Annotated in this window: 24 protein-coding genes; all 24 read right to left on the reverse strand. The window is 55.6% G+C overall.

The window, feature by feature from the left end; translation table 11 throughout:
* Positions 1-50: 50 nt before the first annotated feature.
* Positions 51-818: an MFS transporter gene (locus tag AC27IT_RS12525; RefSeq protein WP_487091819.1), complete on the reverse strand. Its 768-nt coding sequence runs from the start codon at positions 816-818 to the stop codon at positions 51-53.
* Positions 819-844: 26 nt separating this feature from the next.
* Positions 845-1,324 (reverse strand): MFS transporter, encoded by a 480-nt coding sequence (locus AC27IT_RS12530; protein WP_487091820.1) that lies wholly within the window; start codon positions 1,322-1,324, stop codon positions 845-847.
* A gap of 622 nt (positions 1,325-1,946) precedes the next feature.
* The gene (locus tag AC27IT_RS12535) at positions 1,947-2,342 is read right to left on the reverse strand and encodes a hypothetical protein (protein ID WP_487091821.1); all 396 of its coding nucleotides are present in this window, start codon (positions 2,340-2,342) and stop codon (positions 1,947-1,949) included.
* 126 nt (positions 2,343-2,468) lie between these two features.
* Entirely contained in the window at positions 2,469-2,684 is a 216-nt protein-coding gene (locus AC27IT_RS12540; RefSeq protein ID WP_487091822.1) for a hypothetical protein, read from the reverse strand.
* A 360-nt stretch (positions 2,685-3,044) separates the two neighbouring features.
* Positions 3,045-3,959 carry an LPXTG cell wall anchor domain-containing protein gene (locus AC27IT_RS12545; protein WP_283858438.1) on the reverse strand — a complete coding sequence of 305 codons (915 nt, stop codon included), beginning with the start codon at positions 3,957-3,959 and terminating at the stop codon, positions 3,045-3,047.
* A gap of 37 nt (positions 3,960-3,996) precedes the next feature.
* Complete coding sequence (locus AC27IT_RS12550; protein WP_122953018.1) at positions 3,997-4,962, reverse strand: hypothetical protein; 966 nt, start codon at positions 4,960-4,962, stop codon at positions 3,997-3,999.
* Positions 4,955-5,830 (reverse strand): cell division protein FtsX, encoded by an 876-nt coding sequence (locus AC27IT_RS12555; RefSeq protein WP_005831136.1) that lies wholly within the window; start codon positions 5,828-5,830, stop codon positions 4,955-4,957. The genes AC27IT_RS12550 and AC27IT_RS12555 overlap by 8 nt, the downstream gene beginning before the upstream one ends.
* The gene (locus tag AC27IT_RS12560; RefSeq protein WP_026557645.1) at positions 5,827-6,474 is read right to left on the reverse strand and encodes a cell division ATP-binding protein FtsE; all 648 of its coding nucleotides are present in this window, start codon (positions 6,472-6,474) and stop codon (positions 5,827-5,829) included. The genes AC27IT_RS12555 and AC27IT_RS12560 overlap by 4 nt, the downstream gene beginning before the upstream one ends.
* The gene (locus AC27IT_RS12565; RefSeq protein WP_487091823.1) at positions 6,474-7,079 is read right to left on the reverse strand and encodes a hypothetical protein; all 606 of its coding nucleotides are present in this window, start codon (positions 7,077-7,079) and stop codon (positions 6,474-6,476) included. Before AC27IT_RS12565 ends, AC27IT_RS12560 begins: the two co-directional genes overlap by 1 nt.
* Positions 7,076-7,723, reverse strand: a complete 648-nt coding sequence (locus AC27IT_RS12570; protein WP_487091824.1) for a phosphate starvation-inducible protein PhoH — start codon at positions 7,721-7,723, stop codon at positions 7,076-7,078. Before AC27IT_RS12570 ends, AC27IT_RS12565 begins: the two co-directional genes overlap by 4 nt.
* Positions 7,724-7,767: 44 nt before the next feature.
* Positions 7,768-8,595: an ABC transporter ATP-binding protein gene (locus AC27IT_RS12575; protein WP_487091825.1), complete on the reverse strand. Its 828-nt coding sequence runs from the start codon at positions 8,593-8,595 to the stop codon at positions 7,768-7,770.
* A gap of 19 nt (positions 8,596-8,614) precedes the next feature.
* Entirely contained in the window at positions 8,615-10,330 is a 1,716-nt protein-coding gene (locus AC27IT_RS12580) for a dipeptide/oligopeptide/nickel ABC transporter permease/ATP-binding protein (protein WP_487091826.1), read from the reverse strand.
* Complete coding sequence (locus tag AC27IT_RS12585; RefSeq protein WP_005831122.1) at positions 10,327-11,337, reverse strand: ABC transporter permease; 1,011 nt, start codon at positions 11,335-11,337, stop codon at positions 10,327-10,329. Before AC27IT_RS12585 ends, AC27IT_RS12580 begins: the two co-directional genes overlap by 4 nt.
* Before the next feature lie 16 nt (positions 11,338-11,353).
* On the reverse strand, positions 11,354-13,015 hold the full coding sequence (locus AC27IT_RS12590; RefSeq protein ID WP_007778231.1) for an ABC transporter substrate-binding protein: 1,662 nt from the start codon (positions 13,013-13,015) through the stop codon (positions 11,354-11,356).
* A 40-nt stretch (positions 13,016-13,055) separates the two neighbouring features.
* Positions 13,056-13,580, reverse strand: coding sequence for a hypothetical protein (locus tag AC27IT_RS12595; RefSeq protein ID WP_005831116.1), 525 nt, complete (start codon positions 13,578-13,580; stop codon positions 13,056-13,058).
* A gap of 400 nt (positions 13,581-13,980) precedes the next feature.
* Positions 13,981-14,877 carry a LysR family transcriptional regulator gene (locus AC27IT_RS12600; RefSeq protein ID WP_235694721.1) on the reverse strand — a complete coding sequence of 299 codons (897 nt, stop codon included), beginning with the start codon at positions 14,875-14,877 and terminating at the stop codon, positions 13,981-13,983.
* A 157-nt stretch (positions 14,878-15,034) separates the two neighbouring features.
* On the reverse strand, positions 15,035-15,601 hold the full coding sequence (locus tag AC27IT_RS12605; RefSeq protein WP_487091827.1) for a glycerol-3-phosphate responsive antiterminator: 567 nt from the start codon (positions 15,599-15,601) through the stop codon (positions 15,035-15,037).
* A gap of 20 nt (positions 15,602-15,621) precedes the next feature.
* Complete coding sequence (locus AC27IT_RS12610; RefSeq protein ID WP_283858445.1) at positions 15,622-16,434, reverse strand: sugar phosphate isomerase/epimerase family protein; 813 nt, start codon at positions 16,432-16,434, stop codon at positions 15,622-15,624.
* A gap of 18 nt (positions 16,435-16,452) precedes the next feature.
* Complete coding sequence (locus AC27IT_RS12615; RefSeq protein WP_283858446.1) at positions 16,453-17,256, reverse strand: carbohydrate ABC transporter permease; 804 nt, start codon at positions 17,254-17,256, stop codon at positions 16,453-16,455.
* Between the two features lie 12 nt (positions 17,257-17,268).
* Positions 17,269-18,156, reverse strand: a complete 888-nt coding sequence (locus AC27IT_RS12620) for a carbohydrate ABC transporter permease (RefSeq protein ID WP_327944413.1) — start codon at positions 18,154-18,156, stop codon at positions 17,269-17,271.
* A 33-nt stretch (positions 18,157-18,189) separates the two neighbouring features.
* A complete protein-coding gene (locus tag AC27IT_RS12625) occupies positions 18,190-19,539 on the reverse strand; it encodes an ABC transporter substrate-binding protein (protein ID WP_005826898.1) in 1,350 nt (449 codons plus the stop codon).
* Positions 19,527-20,672: an ABC transporter ATP-binding protein gene (locus tag AC27IT_RS12630; protein ID WP_005826896.1), complete on the reverse strand. Its 1,146-nt coding sequence runs from the start codon at positions 20,670-20,672 to the stop codon at positions 19,527-19,529. The genes AC27IT_RS12625 and AC27IT_RS12630 overlap by 13 nt, the downstream gene beginning before the upstream one ends.
* Positions 20,673-20,762: 90 nt before the next feature.
* Positions 20,763-21,572 (reverse strand): HAD-IIA family hydrolase, encoded by an 810-nt coding sequence (locus AC27IT_RS12635; protein WP_206699357.1) that lies wholly within the window; start codon positions 21,570-21,572, stop codon positions 20,763-20,765.
* A 194-nt stretch (positions 21,573-21,766) separates the two neighbouring features.
* Positions 21,767-22,381 (reverse strand): TetR/AcrR family transcriptional regulator, encoded by a 615-nt coding sequence (locus AC27IT_RS12640; RefSeq protein WP_007778208.1) that lies wholly within the window; start codon positions 22,379-22,381, stop codon positions 21,767-21,769.
* Positions 22,382-22,688 lie beyond the last annotated feature (307 nt).

The following is a 22,688-nucleotide window of genomic DNA, read 5'->3' on the forward strand; positions in this document are numbered from 1 at the left end:
ACAACAGCCAGAACCACCTGACGTGACCCTGGCTGTTTCTATGCAGACGTCTACTGGTTTGCTTGGGCTGCCTTCAGCTCTCTCACCGCTGGAACGAGCGAGGTGAACACTCCGATAAGCACAATGGCAATACCGGAGAGCCAAAACCAGTTGTTGACCCCGATCACCTCAGCTACCGGGCCTGCCACCAGCAAGCCGATTGGCGTGGCAATCAGCATCAAGCTGTTGACGAGCGACATCACTCGCCCCAGAGCAGCGGGGTCAATCGTCGTTTGCAGCAGCACGGCAAATGGGCCGCCAAACAATGGCCCCGATATCCCCATCAGCCCCGACAGCAGCACAAACCCGACAAAACCGGACGCAGGCAAAAGCCCCGAGAAGAACAGTCCCAGCCCCAACAGCGCTATTCCGCCCGTCAGCAAGTACACGCGATTTTGCCTGGCCCCCCAACTACCCAACAAAATCGAGCCGACGAGCATGCCTGCCGCAAAAGAAAACTCGACCACTCCGGCATGCCACGCCCCTTTGCCAAAGTGGCTTAACACCATAAGCGTAAACAGCGCCCCTACCGGCACGTACACGAAGCTCGTGAACCCGATGGCGGCCGTGATGACCACCAAGCCTCTTGACTTCATCAGTTCCCGCAGCCCTGCCTTGATCTCGCTGCGCATGCCGCGCTCGCCTTCCTCCGGCACGCTGCGCTCGGGATTCGGGATATGCACGAGCAGCAAGGCGGCGCTTGCCAGCAGCGCCCCTGCGACATCAAGCAAAAGCACGGTTTCCATCGAAAAATAAGCCAACAAAAACGCACCGAGCATCGGGCCAGCCATGCTGACAGCAGAAGTCAGCGTCTGAATCCAGCCCTGCTGACAGCAGAAGTCAGCGTCTGAATCCAGCCCTGCACCTTCATGAGCTGATCCTCCGGCGCGATCAACGGAATCGAAGCCTGCATTGACGGCATGTGAAACGCCGTACCAATCGAACGCAAGCCAAGAACGGCGTAAAAGACCCAAACAGGCGGCTCGATCCCGCTCAGGAACAGAATCGCCAGGGCGAGACTGACGAGGGCGATGAACATATCGGCGGCAATCATGATTTTTTTGCGGTCCAGCCGATCGACAATCGTTCCGGCAAAAGGGCCGACCAAAGCCTGGGGCAAAAAGCCGGCCATCGAAGCGATGGTCAACACCAGCGCCGAGCCCGTCTTCTCTGTCAGCCACCAGATGATGCTGAATTGCACAACGGCACTGCCCAATAGCGAAAAGGCCTGCCCGGCAAAAATCGTGTAAAAGGTTTGCTTCCAGCTTTCTTTTTTCGTACTCATATACATCCTCCTCATGTGGACATTCATGTGCGACATCCGTTTTTGGACGCAAAAAAGCACGGAGAACGTCCCGTCCGAGGGGATGCCATCCGTGCAAAAGCTTGCTCAATCCAAGCACATGAAACCGACTGCCTGACGAATCAGAATCAGGCAGCGAGGAGCTTTGGAGGTACATACGCAAGCTAACTATGCAGGCATGACAAATAACCCATCGAAAAACGGGCGAGTCGTCCGTGCCTGATTAGCGCATGCGTACAGAGTACATAAAAGAGCCTCCTTGAAAAACCGTAGTGAATTATGATTTATCGTAAGGGAAAGCCCGCTTCGCTGTCAATCCTTTCTGTGCTTGCAGATTTATCCTGGCTATTGGGGGTTAACCCACAACCGTGGTCACCTTTTAGGAAATTGGATTTCTATAAATTGGAAAAGATACGTTATTAACAATAGACAGATACTAATCCACCAATACGCTGGATCAATCACATAAATAATGATTGAGAGAACTCCGCCATTAATGTACCCAAACAAGTTCTCTTTTTTTACCATGGATACTAAAGTGGACACAATCATTATTCCAAAGATAATGTAGGTAAAGTAGGCTTGAATAATAAATCACCCCTGTTTATCTAGCCCTGCAATAAATTCCTCCACTGTAGGCTCGAATGTAAATGCCCTTTCCCTCATTTTTATTGCTTAGGTAAGCAGCACCTGCCCCACACATAAATGTAATTACATCTGCTGACAAAGCAAGGCCTTTAGTTTGTGGGAACAAAGAAAGCACTTTTCCTAGTACGTAAGAGAAAACCGTACTAGCTATCAATACATTGACAACCCATCTAGTATCTTCGTCACTAAGATACAGCCAATCTCCAACATCCCAATTACTTCCTTGAAAATAGTAGGTTTTTGAATGGTATCCATAATATTTCGTTGTTTCCCCAGGATCAGGATAATAGACAGGTCCTTCTACTTTAGAACTCGATATCTGTTTCACTTTCTTTGCTTCGGGTTTATTCAATTCCTCGTTGGCCGATTCGAAAGTTTCTGACATAAGTTTGTAAACATCGGCTGGAATATATTTATCTGCCTCTTTGACAAAATGATATCCATTACTGTCAACTTGATAATAATCGCGATACGCTTTTTATCCATCGATTAATTTTTTCGCATCCTCAGATTCAAGCATTTGCTTAAACTTCTCAAAAGCAGCTTTTTCTTGCGGGTCTTTGATTTGAGAAACGTCTATGCTCGAAATATCGAGATTATACGATTTTACTGTGGCAGCATGAGCGGAACTAGCGCTATAAAGAGAGCTGGAAAACAAAGAAATTGACAATGCTAAAAATATCGCTTTTTTCATTTTGAAACTCCTTTACCATAATTGAATTTTTTCAGGATAGTAAAGGTTAGCCAACCCATCTCACGAAGATACTTACAATAATAACATTTTTTAACAAAAATTCAACCAAATAACATTGTCAAAATCTTGTGTTCACAAAAAATTCATCTATAAGTATTGCAAGAAGTACAAGGAAATATATTTTTGATTCCAGCTCTATTAAGTTGCTTTTTGTTTTATGGCGCACTTGGCATGTCATAAAGTAGCTCAGCTTAATTTGACATAGGGCTGCCAGAAAAAAACAGGGGGGCCTCGCTTTCCGAAGCCCGCCCGTTTCCCGTTCGCGTTCGCTTTCACTACGTCAACACCATAGCAGCGGCGTTATTTTCGTCTCCGCGCAAAAAGCCAGCCCCCGACGAGGGCGAGCAAAACGACCGCCACAACCAGCGGAACCATTGACGCCCCTGTCTCGTCGCCGCTCGCTGCCGCTGCGTGATCGGCATGGCCTGCGTGCGCGTGATCGGCTGTCGGCGCCTTTTCTGGTCGCGCGGATTGCCCGGAAGCGTCTGCGCTTTTGGCAAACAGGATCAGTTGAAGCTGTGGCTTGCCTGCCACGTTCATCAGCCACGCTTCCTCAACCGTTTTTCCTTCCCACTGCGCCGGATCGACCGCAGCCTGCAGCACGCGCGGATGCGCAGAGAGATCATGCACGGTGCCGGAGATAGTCAGCGAGTACACCTTGGAAGTTTTGCCTGCCGTATCTTTTTCTTCCCGGACCGCGACTTTTTCCACTTTGCCTGTCGGCCCGGCCACAAAACCGCCCCGGTCGTACAGGCTCTTGCCCTCGACGGCATCGTTTCTGTGCTCGAAGACAAACACGGCAAATTCTTCTTTGGTCAACTCGCGCGCGGCATCCTGCTCAGGTACAGCGAGCTTGCCCGCAAAATACGCCTGGTTGACATCCGCATAGGTGGCATTGCCGTCCAGCGAAGGCACGAGCCCTTTTTCCAGCGCAGCCGCCGTCACTTGCTCGCGGGCAGCCCCGCTCTCCTTCAGCTTCCAAAAAGCTCCTGCCCAATGCGCCAGTTCCTCGCGCGTCAGCTTTTCCTGTGGCGAAAACAGCGTGGAACCGTGATCGTAGGCAATGACCCCAAGCCCGCTCAATTGCACGATCTGCGGCGTGGCCTTGGAATATTGCAGGTCGTCGTACAAATTTTGTTCGTTGACGATGTGCGCCGATACGACCGTTGGCAACAGCAGCAAAAGCATCGCCAGCAAACACAAGCTCCTTCTCATGTCTTTCTCTCCCATCCAGATGGTGTGCCCGTTGCGGCTACTCTTTTGTCCGTACAATCAGCCCTCCGCTCGTTTGCTGGAGGTACAAAGGCACCTGTGCGTCCGGCAATTGCCCAAGCTGCGCGTACGGAATGCGGAAGCCTTGCAACTCCTCGATCAACGTCTCCGGCATCAAAAAGCCGTTGAAAAATCCCGCCTCAAAAACAAGCGCAGCCGCAGCGGGCGACTCTTCCAGCACCTGCCCGATCAAAATGACGTGCAAGTCCGGCTTTTGAAACACGACGTACACATGATCTGAGCGGAAAAAGTAGCGCAGCTCGCTGCGTTCGTTAAGCCAGCTCTCGTCCAGCCGATACGGATTCGGCCCGGAAACGGCTCGCGCAGAAGCCCAGGCGGCTGCCTCGTGTTCGGTCAAGGCGCGGTCTTTTGCCAATATCGCAAGCAAAGCCGGCTCGACCTCGGCCATCCAGTCGATGTCCAAATAATTGGCCAACTGCTCAATCGGCAGCTCCGGATTGTCCGCGAGAAACGCCCCTCTCGCTTGCAGATTCTCCTCGATGACGGCGAGCAGCTTTTCGTGTCCTTCCAGCGTCTCTTTGGTCGCGACCAGTTGCTTGTAAGCGAGGTACAGCTTGTCCAGCTCCGCCATGTAAGCGTCCAGATTGCGCTCGATCAGCCATTGGCTGCCGAGAATATCGACTGGCTCCTGCTCCTGCAGCAACAGCGTGACCCACGTATCCAGTCCCAGCTCGCTGTAAAATTGCAGCTTGTCGACCGCTACCTGCTGGTCGGCCTTGTAGCTTGCTTCCAGCTTCGCGATCTGCGGCATTAGCTCGGCAATCTGCTTTTTCGTCTGGGCTACTTCCTCTTTCAGCCGTTCGGTGGTGCTCTCGTCGTTGACCGTGACGAGAAAATTCGCAAACGCCCCCGTCAAATGAGCGTACGCCCCTGTGGCGCACAAAAGCAGCGCGACTGCCGCTGGTATGAACAGCTTTTTACGCATGATCGATCAGCTTCCTTGTCGACACGTAGCTGGCCGACAGTCCCACGAGAGAGCCTGCGACCGCCATGCCGCCCATCATTTCGTACACCATGCCCTGCGAAAAGTGGAACACCAGCGGAAAACTTTTTTGCAAAGGTAGCAGTATGCTCGAAAACAGCGCGTAAACAGCCAGCGCCGCGGGCAAGCTGCCGACGAAGCCGATCAGCCAGCCCTCAAACAAAAACTGCCCCCTGACGTGCCACGGATTCGCGCCGAGCAGCAGCCGGACGCGAATCTCCTGCTGCCGCTGGTACAAGGCCAGATTCATCGCGATAAACACCATGCCGAACGCCAGCGCCGCCATGCCGAGCAGAAGCCCCAGCCCATAGCGGTTCAGCTCGCTCGACCAGTGCAGGATCGTTTCGGCGAATTGCTGCGGATAGACGACCTTCGTGATGCCGTTCATCGCCTGTAGCTGCTCCGCGACGAGCTTCATCTGCGTCTTGTCTCGCAGCTCCAGCCGGATGGCGTCGGGAATCTGGCTCTCCTGAAACGAGACGAGCAGGTGCTCTCTCCCGGTAAAAAACGCCGCCAATCGGTCCAGCATCTGCTCCTTCGTCTCGATCTCAGCCGACTGGACGAAGCTTTTCTCCCGCAAAATGGTGGCAATCGCCTTCGTGTCCGCGGCAGGGTCTACATACAGCTTCATCGCTACCTGTGACTCCAGATAGCCCAGCAAATCCCCGACGCCGAACCGTCCGAGCAGCAGGATGCCCGCGATGAGCATTGCGACAAAAATCAGGACGGCTGCTGCCGCCGCAGCCCCGATGTTTCGCTGAATGCCTTCGCGCGCATCCCTGAGCATGTACATGCACGACTGTCTGTTCATACGACACGTACCCGCCCCTGCTCCATGATCCACGTCTTTGCCGGAAATTGTTCAATCAGACGCTCCGAATGCGTAACGATCAGCATCGCCATGTTTTCCTCCACGTGCAGCTCCTTTAGTAATTGCAAGACTTCAAAAGCCGTCTCGTTGTCCAGATTGCCTGTCGGCTCGTCTGCCAACAGAAGGCGCGGGCGATTCAGCAAAGCCCGCACGATGGCGACGCGCTGCTGCTCGCCCCCGGAAAGCTGGTCAGGAAAACAATCCTTCACGTCGGACAGCCCGACCCGCTCCAGCAGCCGGTTCGCCTCAGGCTCGATCTCCGCCCATGTCTTGCCGACGACCTCTCCGGCAAGCGCGACATTTTCCATGACAGTCTTTCGCGGGAGCAGTTCAAACGATTGAAAAATGACGCCCATCTTGCGCCGCAGCTCGAATTTCGGAATTTGCCCGATCGGGACGGCATCTATTTCGATGCGTCCCGCAAAATCGGTTTGCTCCCGGTACAACAGCTTGAGCAGCGTGCTTTTTCCCGAACCGGAGCGCCCTTGCAAAAAGGCGAACTCCCCTGCTTCCAAATGCAGGTGAAGGTCTTGTAAAATCACTCTTTTCCCATAGCTCTTGTACACATTTTCTAGCAAAATCATCAGACGTTCCCCTCTGCCAGCCACGGGAGGAAGCCGTCGAGGAACCGCTCTGTCGCTGGCATGAAGTACGAGCCGAAGTGGAAGTCCGGGTCGAGCGTGGTGACGATCCACGTCCCCGCCGTGCTGACTTTGTCGACGTAGAGTACAGCTCCGCCATCCTCGGTCGAGATCAGCACCTCCGCCCCTTCCGGCGGCCAGTAGACGCCGTGCTGGTGCCAGGTCGCATCCTCTAAGGTAATGTAGGAAAACAGGTCGTAGTCCGGCTTTTGCAGCACCAGTCCGCTCTTCGCGTTTTTGTCCAGCCACCACCAGAAATTCGTCGGGCGCAGCTCCCAGTTTTGTCCGGGAATCCATTCGCGCGGCTGCGGCCCGAATGCGACGACGATCCCGTCCCGCTCGGAAAACTCCCTGATTTTGTCGCGCGATTTCATCACCAGGCCCATGTGCAACTGCGAAGGGACGACTAATGCGTCAAATTCATCGAGAGACGTACGCTCCAAATCGGGCAGGTAGATGAGCTTTTCGTAATAGCGGCGGTATTTTGGTTCGTTCAGGCTGCGAAAATGCTGCGAGCTGCCGCCGTACAGGGCTGCGATTTTTCTCATACGTACGCGCCTCCTTCTTGAAGTTGCTGAAGCTGTCGGTATTCATCCCGCACCCACTTCGTGAGCTGGACCGCGATGCGTCCGGTTGATTTTCCCGGGTGGTTGTAGCCGAACAGGTCGTTTCCGGCATGGACGAGAATCGTTCCCCGCGTGCTGTTCCGGTCGATGTACGTAATCGGTTCGCCGCCTGGCAAGGTCAGCAGCACCTCGGCGCCTTCCGGGAGCGGGTGGTGTCCTCTGGCGAAAAAGCCTGCAACGCCTTTGTTGTACGTCATATCGTACGTCTCTACCCCGGCAAAAATCGGGTGTTCCTTGGCAATCCGCACCTCGTAGTCGGCATGGCTGCGAATTTGTTTCGGCACGAACCGAGACCCGCCCGGCAGCCAGGGCAAAAACAGGTTGCCGCTGAAAACGAGCACCTTTTTCTCGTCGAGAAAGCGGCGAATCTTGTCTTTTTGCCTGTACAAAAGCTCCTGGTCGATCAATCCGGTAATCACGAGGCATTTGTACGGCGACAAGTCGTGCTCCGGCAAATCGTACACATCAATGAAGGTAAAAAAATCCTGATAATTCGGGTCTTTCAGACGCGGCTCGCCAAAGCAGCAGCCCGAATCGAGCATCAAAAAATCGGTTGGTTGATTCATGTATGCCTCCTCGATCGTCGTTGTATCCGGTACAGCCGTTTCGGTTAAAACTGGTCAAGCTCCCGCAATGCCCCGATCAGCCGCAGCGTAAAAGGATGCTGCGGATTCTCCGTCACTTCCTCCGGCGTGCCTGTCTCCACGATCTGGCCCTGGTCGAGCACAAGCAGCCGATCGCAAAAGCCCCGCGTCAGCGCCAGGTCGTGGGTGATGAACAAATAGGCGATCCCGTGACGCAGGCTCAGCTCGCGCATGAGCCGCAGCAAATCAAGCCGCAGGGACGTGTCCAGCATCGAGGTCGGCTCGTCCGCCACGATCAACTGCGGGCGGGTGACAAAAGCGCGCGCCAGGCCGACACGCTGCCGCTCCCCGCCAGACAGCTCATGGGCATAGCGGTGCATGTAGCGCTCAGGCGGCAGCGCGACTTCCTGCAACGCTTCCCGAACAAGCTCTGTCCGTCTTGCCGGGTCATTTTTGTACAGCCGGGCGATGACCAACGGTTCCGCGATCAACTGTGCAATCGTCATGCGCGCGGACAGCGACTCGTACGGGTCCTGAAAAATCATCTGGATAGACCGCGTGGCCTCCCTGCGCGCCTTGGGCTTCATCGACAGCAGGTCTTGCCCCTGGTAGATGAGCTTTCCCCTGTCAGCCTGCTCGATCCCCGCGACGATTCGCCCGATGGTGCTTTTTCCGGCGCCGCTCGAACCGACCAGCCCGACCGTTTCGTTTGCCTGTATGGAAAAGCTGGCCCCATTAATGACAGGCGCTGCCTGTTTGCCGGAGCTTTTGCCCTCGTAGGTCTTGTACAGTCCGGACACCTGCAGCAGTTCCTTTTGCCGCAGCATATCCCGCTCTTGTTTTTGCGCTTCCATCCTTCATGCCTCCGTGAGATTATCGTTGCTCCTGCAAGGAACGCTCCGGCGCAGGCGTCAGCCTGGGGATCGAATCGATCAGCCGCCGTGTGTACGGATGGGTGGACGTCTTCGCCAAGGCGAGCGTGTCGCCCTGATCGACAATTTTGCCCTGATTCATGATGATCGTGCGGTCAGCCAGGCTCAAAACGACAGGAAGATCGTGCGAAATGAACACCATGGACAGCCCGAGCGTGCGCTGCAAGTCCTTCAGCAGCTTGATGATCTCCACCTGAACCATGACGTCGAGCCCCGTCGTCGGCTCGTCGGCAATAACCAGATCGGGCTTGTTCATCAGCGCCATCGCGATGACGACCCGCTGGCGCATGCCGCCGCTCAGCTCATGCGGAAAAGCGGCCGCCCACTTCGGAGCGAGTCCGACTTGCGCAAGCACCTCGTCGATTCGTTTCTGCAACTCGTCCTTGGGCATTTGCTGATGCGAGCTGACCGCTTCCGCCAACTGCTCGCCCACGCTCATCACAGGGTTGAGCGCGTTCATAGCCGCCTGGGGAATCAAGGCAATCCGGTTTCCCCGCAGTTTCCTCATCTCTTCTGGGGAAAGCGCAGTCAGATCACGGCCCGCAAAATAAATCGCGCCGTGCGAAACGAGCGCTGGCGGCTTCAACAACTGCATGACTGCCGAAGCTACCGTACTCTTGCCGCTGCCCGACTCTCCGACCAGGCCGAGCACCTCGCCCTTGGACACCGTGAAGCTGACCTGATCCACCGCATTGACCACTCCGCTCTCTTTTGGATAGCGAACAGTCAGATTTTGGACTTCCAGCAGCGCCTCTGCTGTCGCGATCTTCGCAGCGGACGCGGACGGTCCGTTTTGCGGCGTCGTCTGGCCTCCCTTGGCAGAAGTCGCCTGATAAGCGCGCAGCCGCGGATTTACCCGCTCCTCCAAGTAGTAGCCGATCAACGAAAAGGCGAGCACCGTCACGACAATGCACAGCCCCGGCGGAATTACCCACCACATCCACGCCTCCGTCAAAAAGGCGCTGCGCGAGTTGGCGTAAAACAAAATGCTGCCCCAGCTTTTGGACAACGGATCGCCCATGCCCAAAAAGCTCAGCGAGGATTCCATCATGATCGAGACGTTGACAGCCTGCACGAACTGCGGAATCACCAAAGGCAGGATGCTGGGAAAAACGTGCCGACGCAAAATGTAGAGATGCCCTGCGCCCATCGACCGCGCAGCCTGGACCGGGCCTCGCGTGCGCAGCGACAACGTCTGCGCCCGGATTTTCCGCGCCTTTCCCGCCCACATGACCAAGGTAATCACTAGCACCTGCGTAAACAGGCTCGGGCCGATGTACACGCCAATCACGATCATCAGGGGCAAAAACGGCAGCGTCAGGCAAATATCCACGATTCTCATAAAAACAGCGTCCAGCCAACCTCCCGAATAGCCGGAGACCAGGCCGACCACCGTGCCGATCAGCGTAGCCAGCAAGGCGGCGACAATCCCAACCGTAAGCGAGGTCCTCGCGCCCACTACCAGCTCGGCCAGGATGTCCTGCCCCATGTCATTTGTGCCAAGCCAATGCTCTCGGCCAGGCGGCTGGAACGGGGCGCCAGACTGCTCGCTGGCGTCGTACGGAACTGCGTAAGGTCCCACGAGCGCGAGCAGCAGGACGATTGCCAGCAAGACAACGCCAAGCCAGCCAATCATTTTGGAACCAATCCGACTCATGGGGACTCCTCCACCTGCTTTCTTTGGCGGGCGCGCGGGTCAAACAGCGGATAAGTCACATCCGCCAGCAGGTTGGCCGCAATCACACCCAGCGTAATGATTAAAAATACCCCCTGCATCATCGGGTAATCCCGTGCGATCACGCTCTCATAGAGCAAGCGGCCGACGCCCGGATAGGAAAAGACCGTCTCCACGACAACAGCGCCGCTCACCAAAATACCGAGGCTCATCGTAATGTGCGTATAGACGGGCAAGAGGGCGTTTCGCAGGGCATGATTGAAAATCAGGCTGCGCTTGCTCGCCCCTTTTGCCTCCGCCATCAGCACATAATCCTGGCCCAGCGTGTCGAGCATCGACGACCGGGTCAGCAAAAAATTGCCTCCGACGGTAGCGACGGTAATCGTCATCACAGGCAGGGTCATATGCTTGAGCACGGCCAGCGCGTAGTCGGCACCGCCTCCGGAAAAGGCGATCGGCACCGCGCCAAAGGACGGGAACCAGCCCATGCTGACGGAAAACACCGCAATCAGCAGCATGCCGATCCAGAAGCCGGGAATGGATTCAATCGTGAGCATCCCCGTCAAAAAAAGCAGGTCGCGCCGCTTCCCCCGGCTCCACGCGGCATAGGCACCGATAGCAATGCCTATGACCGCGCTCAGAACGAGGGAGGGAGCTACCAGCAGGAAAGTCCACGGCAGCCTGTCTGCCAATACTTCCGTCACTGGCTTTCCGTATTTGATGGAGCTGCCGAGATCAAACCGGAACACTCCTGTCATAAAATCCGCGTATTGCTGCCAGAGCGAGCGATCCAGCCCAAGCTCCCGCTCCACTTGCTGGCGCTGCTCTGGCGTCAGCTCGTTGATTGTCGTTTCGCCAAAGAAAAATTCCAGCGGATCGCCGGGTGCGAGCCGCGGCAGGGCGAAGTTGATCGTCAACGCCACGGCGAGCACCAGCACATATTGAATCAGTTTCTTGCCGAATGCCGCGGAGAACCCGCTCCCACTCATCACAGCTCCCCCCGTCTTACTCTTTGGCTACAGCCTTTTTCGCGCCGTCTGGCAGCATGGAAAACTTGTTGATGACGCCAAACCCGGGCGACTCTACCCATTTGTCAAACTTTTGCGCGTTGTAGGCGAACTTCTCTTCCGGGTAGTACAGCACGATGCTGGTCGGTTGCTTGTTGAACAGCTCCTGCATTTTGAACGCGATTTCCTTGCGCTTGTCTACGCTTGTTTCCGCCATCCACTGCTTGGTCAGCTCGTCCATCGCCGGATACGGAATCGTTTTGTTCCACAGGTAAGAAGAACGGTGAGACATGACAAACTGATCCGGGTCTGCTACCCCGTGCGCCCCGATGGTTCCGATCACGAGGTCAAAGTCGCGGGTTTGCGATACGGTCGCCATCGTGCCGGAGTCGAGCACTTCGACAGTAATTTTGATCCCGACTTTGGCGTACTGCTCCTTGAGCATCTCGGCCGCGCGAATCCACGCCGGCTCTGTGGAAGGCACTTTCAGCGAAAAGGCGAGCGGCTTGCCGTCTGCCATCTCGCGGACGCCGTCGTTGTTTTTGTCTGTCAGCTTCAATTCGTCCATGACGGCTTTTGCTTTTTCTGCGTCATACGGCGTGCTCAAGTTCGGGTTGGTCCACGGCGAATCCGGGTGAGGATAGCCTTTTAAGCCCGGACGCCCTTTTCCAAGCAAGACCGTATCCGTAATCGCCTGGCGGTCCACCGCGAGCGACATGGCATTGCGGAACGCTTCCTGGTTGAATGGCGCCTTTTCGTAGTTGAGCTTCAGCTCGACCAGCGACAGCGGCGCGGTTTGTACCACTTTCATGTTGGCCTGGTTTTGGAAGGATGCTTCCAGCTCGGCCGGGACAGGTCTGGCGGAAATGTCGATCTCTCCTGCACGCAGTGCGTTGAAGATCGCGGTCGGGTCTTTGATGACCGGCATCACGAGCGTGTCGACGAGCGGGCTGCCCATGAAGTAGTCTTTGTTCGCTTCAAACTTGTAGTATTGATCGGCTTTGTACTCGACCAGCTTGTACGGCCCGGTTCCGATCGGCAAATCTGTATATTTGCGCGGGTTTTGCACCTTTTCCCAAATATGCTTGGGCAAGATCGGCAGGTCGGCAAAAGTAATCCGCTCCAGCGTCGGGCACGCGTAGGCGCAAGTGAAGCGGACCGTCGAAGGGTCGTCCAGCTCGATTTTGGAGATGTGCGGCACTTCGCTTACGTGGTGCGTGTGGCGGTTGGCTGGACCGTCGCGATAGTATTCGTACGTGAATTTGACGTCCTCCGCAGTGAATGGCGTCCCATCATGCCACTTGATGCCGGAGCGGATTTTGACCACCCAGGTCACATCGTCCAGTTGCTGGGCCGATTCCGCCAGCCACGGCTGCGGCTTTTCCACGTAAGGCGACGGCGAGAACAATTTGTCAAACACAAGCTCTGTCAAATAGTCGATGTTTCCGGTGTAGATGTTCAGCGGGCCGGCGTCGCTCGGCAAGCCGATTTTCAACTCTGGCACTGTTTGCGGTGCGGCGCTCGCGGCTTCGCCGGATTTGGCCGCGTCGTTCTGGGGCTGGCTCGGTGCGGCGCCCTGATTGGACTGGCAGCCAAGCACGAAGGTCGACAGCACTAGCAAATAACTGAGAAAAAGTCCGAAAGACTTGCGCTTCAACAAGGAAATAACCTCCTACATTCCTGATTTGTGATCCGTTCCATCAAGCGATTCGTTTGATCGCCAACAGCTCGTCCTGCGGCAGAGCCAGTGCCCGCCTGGATAAAGCCAGCTTCAGTTTGTCGAAAGCTTCGACGTCCTGCTCGGTCATGGCTTGCTCCCGGCCTTTTTTCAAGTAGTCGTAAAATTCCGCTGGCAAAAAGCTGGCGGAGAGCGACACTTCTACAGCCCGTCCGTCTGCGGCAGTGATGACAAACGCGTACGACTGCGGGCGATGCGGATCGTATTGCGCGACGGGATAGTCCACATCTACACGGTAGGCTCCCCGCGTCACCGCCCGGGTCACATATTCAAACACGTCCCGAAACCCTGGCCCGGCATGGCCGGAGAGAATGGACAGCTCTTTGCGGTCTGGCGCCTCCTCGCCAAACAGCTCGGCAAAAGCAGCCTGCAACGTGCGGAATCCAACCGCGACGGCCATCAAGGCGAGACTTCCGTGGTATTTCGTCACATCCTGAAAGCTGAGTTCCAATACTTCGTTGCGATCCCGTACGTAGATCACAGACATGAAAAAACCCCTCCATTGTTGACTGTATGTGTTTGTATCCGAAAACTAGGTCCATCTTAATTTAATTGATAATGAATATCAATCCCACTTAAGAGGGGCCCTTTTTGAAAATCCGCGCGCTTCAACCGCGCCTGTTCTCACATAATATTTTTGAATCTATCTATTCATTTTCTTGATAGCATAAATCTTTCCAACGCTTGTCCCGCAAGCGTCGCGCATTAGCAAACCCGGCTGCGCCAAGCTACTGGCAAAGCCTTGGTGCCCACAGAGCACAAGCCTTGCTTTTTCGCTTCGTTCGCAGTCTCGCCATGTTGCGCTTATGAAAAACAGCCTGTCCCCCACACCGATACGTGCGGGAAACAGGCCGTCTTTTTTATGGCAATGCCAATGTCCACTAAACCTAAACCGTCCGCAAATACTGCTCGACGTTTTGGCAAAAGGCGCGATCCGCCTGGCTCAACTCGGCATTTTTGCGGAACACAAAGCCGTTTTGCCGTCTGATTTGCAAAGACGAGACGGGCACATTGACCAGCTCGCCTCTTTTCAGCTCTTCCTTTACCGCCCCGGATGGAAGGAAGGCGATGCCGTGGCGCGACTTGACCGCCTGCTTGATCGTCTCGAAGTTGCTCATTTGCAAAAAGCGCGTTTTCACCTGGCGGCTGCTCAAATGGTTGATGACGTATTGCTGCAAATACTCGCTTTTCGGAAGCAGCACGGTTTCGTTGTGCAAGTCGCGCGCGTACAGCAGCCTTCTTTTGGCCAAAGGGTGGTCGACAGGCAAGATGAGCAGAAGCTCCTCCTCGAACAAAACAGAAGTCTCAAAGTTTTTGCGTATATAATCATCCTCGGGATAGATCGGCATTAACGCGTAGTGCGTCCGGCCCTCCTGAAAGCAGCGGATGAGGTCGCTGTAGCAGTACGTATTGATCTCCAACGGCTTGTGCGGCAAAATCGTATGAAACTCATTGAGAATGTCGGAGAAAAAGTACCCGGCAATGTAGTTGCTGACGTAGACAGACAGTACCCGCTCCTGCTCGCTGATGCGCTTCAGCTCCACAGCCACCTCCTCGACCAGATGCGAAATCTGCTTGGCATAGCGGAGCAAAATCTCGCCCTGCCGCGTCAGTTGCACCTGCTTCCCCGACCGTTGCACGAGCGGCGACTCAAACAACTCTTCCAGTTGTTGAATATGGTGGCTGATGGTTGGCTGTGAGCAAAAAAGCCGCTTCGCAGACTCGGTAAAAGAGCCGCATTCCGCGAGCACGATGAAGGTTTCCATTTTTTCCAGCGTATTCATAAGCAGCACCCCGCGAAAGACGCACATAAAAAGTAAACTGGTTATTTATTGAAAATGATTATTGTTATCAATTATCAACAATTTTACCTGATCCGCCAGCAAGTGTCTATGCGCAAATGTGCATATGTGTACCGGAAAACTGCGGCTTTCCCCCATCCTACTCGGTTATGTCATTCCACATCTCCGCCCTGCTCAAAGAAACGGCATCCGCGCCATTCGCCAGCGCTTCCGCGACCTGCTGCCTGTTCCAGATCAGCCCGCCCAAAATGATCGGCTGCGGCAAATGCTCCTTGATGTACGCAATAATCGACGGGGCGATGCCCGGCATGATTTCGATGGCGTCCGGCTGGTTTTCCAGCACGTTTTTGATCGTCGTCGTAAGCGAGGTCGTATCAATTAAAAACACGCGCTGGATCGTCAGCATCCCTTCTTTTTTTGCCGCGCGAATCATCGGGCCTTTCGTCGTGACAATCCCGGTCGGTTTGATATACGCAGACAGGAAGCGGAACGACTCTTTGTCATTGGACAGGCCGTTCATCAGGTCTGTGTGCAAAAAAATCGGCTTGCTCGCCTGGCTGATCGCGTCCGCTTCGGCCATCAGCCGAGTCAGCTTCCCGTACATGAGCAAAATCGCGCAGGCCGCCGAATCCATCGCCTCTGCCAGCCGATCCTGCTCCGTCGCAGCGATAATCCGATTCGTTTTCAAAATCGTCTCCATATCCATAATAGGAGCCTCCTGTTCGTTTAAAGCTGCGCAATGATTCGCTCCACGCTGCGCCGTGCGCAGGCGAGCTGCTTTGTTTCGATCACCCGGCTTCCCGCAAAGCTTCCGGCTTGCAAAGCCGACCACACCTGCGCATACGGAATCGTCCCCTCCCCTACCGCCAGATGCTCGTCTGTCTCGCCGCCGTTGTCGCTGATGTGCAAGACAGAGACGTAAGGAAATACCGTTTCCAGCGCTTCAAGTGCGTACCCTGGGCGGATCAGGTGGGCGTGTCCGACGTCATAGGCAATTCCCAGATGCGCAGAATCGACGGCCTTACACACCGCGAGCAAATCATCGACATTCCAGCCCAGCACGCGAGGATAAGGCGGCACGTTTTCCAACGCCAGCGTCGTTCTGCCGTCGCTGACTTCCGCCGTCAGCAGCCGAGCAGCCTCGCTGACATGCTCGACCCCGCGCGCACGGCTGTCCGCATCGTGAGCGTCGGCTACTTCCCCTGCGTGCATGACTACGTGCGTGCTGTCCAAAAAGCGGGCAATCGCCAGACACCGCTTCATCGTCTCCAACGTCTTTTCCCGGCTTGGGCCTGTGCCGGCGGCGAGGTTGCAGCCGCTGATCGGCGCGTGAATCGACCAGGTGATGCCCCGCTTTTCTCCCTGCTTTTTCAGCTCGGCAAGCTGCTCCCGGGACCAGGCCAACAGCTCGGCATGGCCTGCTTCGCACATGATCTCGATCGAAGTCCAGCCCGCGTCCATCAGCCTGGCGACGGCTTCGCGCAGCGGCAGGTCAAACAAGGCGTAGCTGGATATGGCAAAAGCACTTTGCTCCTTCATGGATCGTTCCCCTTTCCTTTATTTCACCCCGGAATGGATGAAGCTGTTGATGAACTGGCGTTGGAACAGCAAAAAGGCGAGCAGCAACGGAAAAATGACCATCATCGTAGCCGCGCTGACCTCTGCCCACTGTGCCCCGGTCTCAAACGACTGGGCAAAAATCGCCAGCCCTACCGTCAACGGGCGGTTTTCTACCGAGTTGGTGACAATCAGCGGCCACATGAAGTTGTTCCAATGATAGCTGACCGAAACGAGGCCGAACGCAATGTAGGTCGGCCGCGCCAGCGGAACGTACACCCGCCACAAAATTTGCAGCCAGGAGCAGCCTTCCATGCGCGCGGCTTCCTCCAGTTCGTGCGGGATCGTCCTGAACGTTTGCCGCAACAGGAACACGCCAAAGGCGGAAGCGAAGTACGGCAGCATGATGCCGATTTTCGTATCGAGCAACGCCAAGTCGCGCAGCACGTTGTAGTTCGGGAAAATAAGGATGTCAGCCGGAACCATGAGCTGCACGAGAAACAACACGAACAGCACATCCCGCCCCCAGAAGCGCAGCTTGGCAAAGGCATACGCCGCCAGCGTAGCCGTAATCATTTGCGCGATCAACACGCCTGCGACGATCAAAAACGTATTGAAGTAATACTGGGCAAAAGGAGCCGCGTCCCACACCTTCGCGAAGTTTGCCAGCGTAAAGTCGGCGCTGAGTGTCCAAGAAGTCGCCAGCTCTCTCGGCCGAAGCGACGTCCAGAGCACCCAGAGCAAAGGGAACAGCCAGAGTACAGCCAGGACGTACATGCCGACGGTTGTAATTTTGCGGGCCATCTGCTCTCCCCCTCAGTTGTAGTGAATTTTTTTATCCAGACCAAAAAATTGCACAGCAGCCACCGCGAGCAGCAGCACGACCATCACGATGGTCAAAGCGGACGCCATCCCTTGATCCCAGAAGGAGAACGCCGTTTCGTAAATGTAGTACAGCAGCAGGTTGCTGGCATTGTCCGGGCCGCCCTTTGTCATGATGACCAGGTGATCGACCAGCTTGAACGAGTTCGTAAACGCGATAATGCTGACAAACATCGTCGTCGGCATGAGCAGCGGAAACGTCACGCGGCGAAACACCGTCCACGCCGATGCTCCTTCCATCGCGGCAGACTCGTACAGCTCCTGAGAGATGTTTTGCAGCCCCGCCAAGTAAAAGATCATGAAGTAGCCCGCTTCCTTCCAGATCACCATGAAAATCATCGCCCACATCACGTTCGCCTGATCGCCGAGCCAGTTGATATCGCCTTTTCCGAACCACTCCATCACGTGGCTGAGCGCCCCGTACTCCGGCGTGTAAATAAACAGCCAGATGTTGGCGACGGCAATCATCGGAACCACCGTCGGGTAAAAGTAGGCGGTGCGGACGAAGCTTTTGCCCCGCAGCGCTTTGTTGGCAAACAGCGCCATGCCGAGCGCCAGAGCCACGCTCGTCGGAACCGTTCCCAACGCAAACCAGAGATTGTTGGTCAGCACCTTCCAAAACACATCATCTTCCAGCATCTGCTTGTAGTTGTCTACCCCGTTAAAAAACGGCTCTGGGGAACCCAGATCCGCTTGATGAAAGCTGAGAATGACCGTTTGCCACACAGGGTAGAAGGTAAACAGCAGCAGGAAGATGAGGGAGGGAAGGAGCAGCAACCAGGCGTACATATTCACTTTCCATTTTGCTCGTAGTTCCCCCATCGTCGCTCCTCCATATGCCTCGCTCGATTTCGCTTATTTGTTGAATGGCGCAAGCACTTTGTCTGCCTCTTCCTGCGCCTTTTTCAGCGCTTCCGCAGCACTCGCCTTTCCGGTAATGACCGCTTGCAAGTTGTCGTTCAGCGCTTTTGTCACCTTGCCGTTATTGTGCGTGGAAAACTCGGCATGGCCGTACTCCAACTGGTCGCGCGCGACTGCCGCTGCCGGGAAGTCCTTGACGTACTGCTTCATGATCTCTTCCTCATAGGCAGATTTGCGCGTCGCGACATAGCCCGTGTCGATGCTCCACTGTGCCGCGCGCTTCGGCTCGGTCATGAAGCGGATGAACTTCCAGGCCGCTTCCTGCTTCTTCGTATCCGTTCCTTTGAACATGTAGAAGTTGCCGCCGCCCGTCGGACTGCCGAAGTTCTTTTTCGCTGGCAAAAACGCTACGCCGAAGTCAAACTTGGCGTTGTTTTTCACGTTGGTCAAGTTTCCGGTCGTATGGAACATCATCGCTGTCTTGCCTTCGAGGAAGTCGGAAGGAACGGTCGCCCACTCGATCACGCCCTCCGGCATCGCCTTATGCTTTTTCGCCAGGTCGACCCAGTATTGCAGCGCTTCTACATTTTCCGGCGTGTCGAAAAACACTTTTTTGCCGTCCTCGGTCATCAGGTTTTTGCCGTTTTGCAAGGCCAGCGCCTGATACATCCAGTAGGTGAAGCCGGAGGAAGGGATTTCCAGACCCCAGCGTCCGTCCTTGGTCAGCTTGCTCGCGTACTCGGCCAACTCCTCCCACGTCGCAGGCGGCTTTTCCGGATCGAGGCCCACTTCCTTGAACGCTTCCTTGTTGTAATACAAAACGATCGTGCTGCGCTGGAACGGAATGCTGTACGTCTTGCCGTCGACCTGGGAGTTGGCCAGGAAGCCGGGGAAGAAATCGTTCACGTACTCGCTGCCGCCGTCTTTGGCAATAAATTCGTCCAGCGGCAGGATGGCGTCCATGTCCATCATCGTGTGCAGCTCGGTCGAGAGCATGACAGCTACGTCAGGTGGCGTTTTTCCTTGCACGGCCGCCTGGATTTTCGTCGTCGTGTCCTGGTAGCTGCCTGTGTAGACCGGCTTGACGGTAATGCCCGGGTTCGCCTTGTTGAACTCTTCTGCCATCCCGTCGACGATTTTGGTCAGGGGACCGCCGACTGCCACCGGATAAAAGAAGGACAGCTCGGTATTTTCCGCGGGCTTTGTCTCCGGCGTCCCCGTCTGCGCAGCTTGTCCCGTCTGCCCCGACGAATTGCCGCTTGTGGTGGAAGTCCCGCTGGAGCACCCTGTAATAAGCGCCAGACTCATGGCGACTGAAAACAGACTTTTCACTACTGTACGCATCGCAGTATCTCTCCCTTTTCTGTTCCGGCCGTGATGGCCAAATTTTTTCCCGATTGCGAATCAAACAGGCTGACTTGCTCTGCGGCAAAGCCGACGCGCAGCACATCTCCCCGGCGGCACGGCCATTGCCCGTTCCATTTTGCCTTCCACAGCTTGTCGCCCAGCCTGAATTCCACAATCGTCTCGGAACCGAGAATCTCCACGCCCTGCACGCTGACAAGCAACGAACGGCTCTCATCGAGCGGGCTGCCTGCCTCCAGCGGCTGCAACGCCTCGGGGCGCACGCCGAGCACAACGGGCGTCCCGCCCTTGATGCCTGCCTGTAGACCGAGCGGCAAAAACCGTCTACTCGGGTCATTCGTCAGCTCGACGCCGGACTGCGCGCCATTGCTTCGCCAAACGCCCTCTGTCGTATTCATCGGCGGCGCCCCGGTAAATTCGGCCACAAACAGGTTCGCCGGACGGTTGTACACGTCGAGCGGCCTGCCTACCTGCTGCACCTCGCCGTCGCGCAGCACCATCATCCGGTCGCCCATTGTCATCGCCTCGACCTGGTCGTGCGTGACGTAAATCATCGTGATTCCCAGCTCCTGTTGCAGTTGCCGAATCTCCGTCCGCATATGCCCGCGCAGCTTGGCATCGAGATTGGACAGCGGCTCGTCCATCAGACAGATCGGATGCTGGCTGACAATCGCCCGGCCGAGCGCCACCCGCTGCCGCTGACCGCCCGACAGCTCTTTTGGCTTTCTGTGCAAAAGCTGGGCGATCCCGAGCATCTCGGCCACCCGCTCCAGCCGCTTGGCCTGCTCCTGCTTGTCCACTTTGCGAACCTGCAAGCCGAACAAAATGTTATCTTTGACCGTCAAATGCGGATACAAGGCGTAATTTTGAAAGACCATGGATATATTTCGCCCGCTCGGCGCGACTTCGTTGACTCGCTTGCCGCCAATCAACAGCTCTCCTTCGCTGATGTCTTCCAGTCCGGCAATCATGCGCAGCGTCGTCGATTTGCCGCAGCCCGAAGGACCGACCAGCACAAAAAACTCTCCCGGCGCAATGAGCGCGCTGACTTCATTGACGACCTTTTGCCGCTCGTACATTTTGGAAATGCGTCGCAATTCCACTTCTGCCACGACAATCCCCCCTGAACCTCTGGCGTTGGTGCTTCATCACCCGATCATATCAACCGCTTGATAAGCAAATATTTGGAAAATGTAAAGCTTTTATCTACATTGCTGCTGCTCTTGCCTGTCGTGCGCGCTGCCATCCAGCGTAGGCAGGACAAAATCCGGCCGGATGCCCGCACGCTCCAGCTCATGGCACGTCGTCACCCCTGTCAGCACGAGCGCGGTTTTCATTCCGCTGTTTTTGCCGAGCAAAATATCCGTCTCCAGCCGATCGCCTACCATCAGGCACTGTTCCGGCCGGACGTTCAACTGCTGAAAAACTTGCTCCGCATAGAAGCGGGACGGCTTTCCCGTCATGGCCCAGACAGTCGCGCCGCCTGCGGTTTCAATCGCCTGCGCCAGCGCTCCCGTATCCGGAATCGCACCGCCTGGTACGGGGCATACCGGGTCAGGGTTGGCTACAATCAGCTTGGCTCCGTTTCGCAGCGCATCGGCCGCCAGCAGCAATTTTTCGTAGGTGAACGTTCTGTCCATGCCGACCAGCACATGCGTAGCTTGCGACGGCGCTTGCACCTGCCTGATCTGAAAACTCGCCAGCTCTGCGGCAAGCGCGCGCTCCCCGACAACCAGCACACGCGCGCTGTCTGCCTGCTGCTGAAAATACAGGCCCGCCGCATAAGCTGCCGTCATGATTTCCTCGCGCTCCACGCAGAGGCCAAGCTTTTCCAGCCGCGCCTGGCAGTCCGCTCTCGTCTGCACCGTGGTGTTCGTCAAAAACATGATCTTCTTCTCGTTCGCACGCAAGGCGGCAAACGTTTTTCCCACGCCGGGCAGCAGCCGATCCCCAATGAAGATCGTCCCGTCCAGATCAAAAAAATACGCGTCATACAAAGCGGTATCTAACAAAGCCTCCTGCTCGCTCCTTTCTTTTTGGGGAAACACAAAAAGCCCTCACGCAAGACAACAGCATGCAAACAACAAACCGATACCATCGGTCCGCATTGCCAAAGCTGTCGCTGCATGAGGGCTTTCTCCACGTCTCGGCCCACTTACAGACGTTATTCACTTGGTGACTTTAAGACAAGCATAGCAGGGAAGTGTTAAGAGAGTGTTGAGCTTTGCTCTCGTTTGTGTAAATCGCGCCCGACTTTTGCCCCGTAGCCTTCCAGCATCACCTGAAAAATCAGGCGATTCCACTCTGTCTCGGCCACTCCCGGATGCTTGGGGATTTGGATGGCCTGAAACAACAGACTGGCGATCAGCTCGCTCGGAATATCGCCCCGAATCGCTCCGTCCTGCTTGCAGGTGTCAATCAGCTCGATCAGCCGCCGATTCAGCAAATGATGCTGCTGGCGCAGTGTCGTCATCGCCTCGTTCACGCCGGGAGACGACTCGCCGTTCACAAACGGAGCAAACAGCAAAATCTGGTGAATGTCCGCGTACTTCATAAACGAGTCAAACATCTTCCGCAATCTCGCCAAAGGAGCCGGCTCGCTGTCTGGTCGCTCGTATTCGCTCATGACTTTTTCCATCAAATGGACCATCAAAGAGGCGATCAGCTCGTCCTTGTTGGAAAAATACTCGTAGATGGTGCTGCGGCTCACATTCAATTGATCGGCTACCAGCTTGAAATGAAAGCCAGCGTAGCCTTTTTCCACGAGTATCTTGCCCGACACTTCGTACAGCTCGTCGATGTGCAGTTTTTGTCTCGCCATGCGCAACACCTTCTTTGCCTGCTTTTTTCGCTGAACGGCTTCCCGCTTTCGTCGCTTCCTGCCGCTTAATTATGAACAGTTTACACAAGCTGCTACCCAAGCTCAACCCTTGCGGCAGCACAAAAATCAGGCAGGAAAAAATCCCCTGGTCGCCCCCTGCCCCGGTACGTCCTGTGCGCATCCCAACGCCCAATACGAACGCTTCTGCCAGCTTTTCCGCTTTACGCGTCGATCGTTTCATTTTTCAGACTATTAACCTCCCGACATGTATAATAAGCTGATAAGTAAAAAATTGGTTTGAGAAGGT

The organism is Brevibacillus sp. YAE8 (assembly GCF_057543335.1).

Excerpts from the sequence above, each read along its gene's own strand:
- AC27IT_RS12525 (WP_487091819.1), bottom strand. The coding sequence starts at position 818 with ATGCTCGGTGCGTTTTTGTTGGCTTATTTTTCGATGGAAACCGTGCTT.
- AC27IT_RS12530 (WP_487091820.1), bottom strand. The coding sequence starts at position 1,324 with ATGAGTACGAAAAAAGAAAGCTGGAAGCAAACCTTTTACACGATTTTT.
- AC27IT_RS12540 (WP_487091822.1), bottom strand. The coding sequence starts at position 2,684 with ATGAAAAAAGCGATATTTTTAGCATTGTCAATTTCTTTGTTTTCCAGC.
- AC27IT_RS12545 (WP_283858438.1), bottom strand. The coding sequence starts at position 3,959 with ATGAGAAGGAGCTTGTGTTTGCTGGCGATGCTTTTGCTGCTGTTGCCA.
- AC27IT_RS12550 (WP_122953018.1), bottom strand. The coding sequence starts at position 4,962 with ATGCGTAAAAAGCTGTTCATACCAGCGGCAGTCGCGCTGCTTTTGTGC.
- AC27IT_RS12555 (WP_005831136.1), bottom strand. The coding sequence starts at position 5,830 with ATGAACAGACAGTCGTGCATGTACATGCTCAGGGATGCGCGCGAAGGC.
- AC27IT_RS12560 (WP_026557645.1), bottom strand. The coding sequence starts at position 6,474 with ATGATTTTGCTAGAAAATGTGTACAAGAGCTATGGGAAAAGAGTGATT.
- AC27IT_RS12565 (WP_487091823.1), bottom strand. The coding sequence starts at position 7,079 with ATGAGAAAAATCGCAGCCCTGTACGGCGGCAGCTCGCAGCATTTTCGC.
- AC27IT_RS12570 (WP_487091824.1), bottom strand. The coding sequence starts at position 7,723 with ATGAATCAACCAACCGATTTTTTGATGCTCGATTCGGGCTGCTGCTTT.
- AC27IT_RS12575 (WP_487091825.1), bottom strand. The coding sequence starts at position 8,595 with ATGGAAGCGCAAAAACAAGAGCGGGATATGCTGCGGCAAAAGGAACTG.
- AC27IT_RS12580 (WP_487091826.1), bottom strand. The coding sequence starts at position 10,330 with ATGAGTCGGATTGGTTCCAAAATGATTGGCTGGCTTGGCGTTGTCTTG.
- AC27IT_RS12585 (WP_005831122.1), bottom strand. The coding sequence starts at position 11,337 with ATGAGTGGGAGCGGGTTCTCCGCGGCATTCGGCAAGAAACTGATTCAA.
- AC27IT_RS12595 (WP_005831116.1), bottom strand. The coding sequence starts at position 13,580 with ATGTCTGTGATCTACGTACGGGATCGCAACGAAGTATTGGAACTCAGC.
- AC27IT_RS12600 (WP_235694721.1), bottom strand. The coding sequence starts at position 14,877 with ATGAATACGCTGGAAAAAATGGAAACCTTCATCGTGCTCGCGGAATGC.
- AC27IT_RS12605 (WP_487091827.1), bottom strand. The coding sequence starts at position 15,601 with ATGGATATGGAGACGATTTTGAAAACGAATCGGATTATCGCTGCGACG.
- AC27IT_RS12610 (WP_283858445.1), bottom strand. The coding sequence starts at position 16,434 with ATGAAGGAGCAAAGTGCTTTTGCCATATCCAGCTACGCCTTGTTTGAC.
- AC27IT_RS12615 (WP_283858446.1), bottom strand. The coding sequence starts at position 17,256 with ATGGCCCGCAAAATTACAACCGTCGGCATGTACGTCCTGGCTGTACTC.
- AC27IT_RS12620 (WP_327944413.1), bottom strand. The coding sequence starts at position 18,156 with ATGGGGGAACTACGAGCAAAATGGAAAGTGAATATGTACGCCTGGTTG.
- AC27IT_RS12625 (WP_005826898.1), bottom strand. The coding sequence starts at position 19,539 with ATGCGTACAGTAGTGAAAAGTCTGTTTTCAGTCGCCATGAGTCTGGCG.
- AC27IT_RS12640 (WP_007778208.1), bottom strand. The coding sequence starts at position 22,381 with ATGGCGAGACAAAAACTGCACATCGACGAGCTGTACGAAGTGTCGGGC.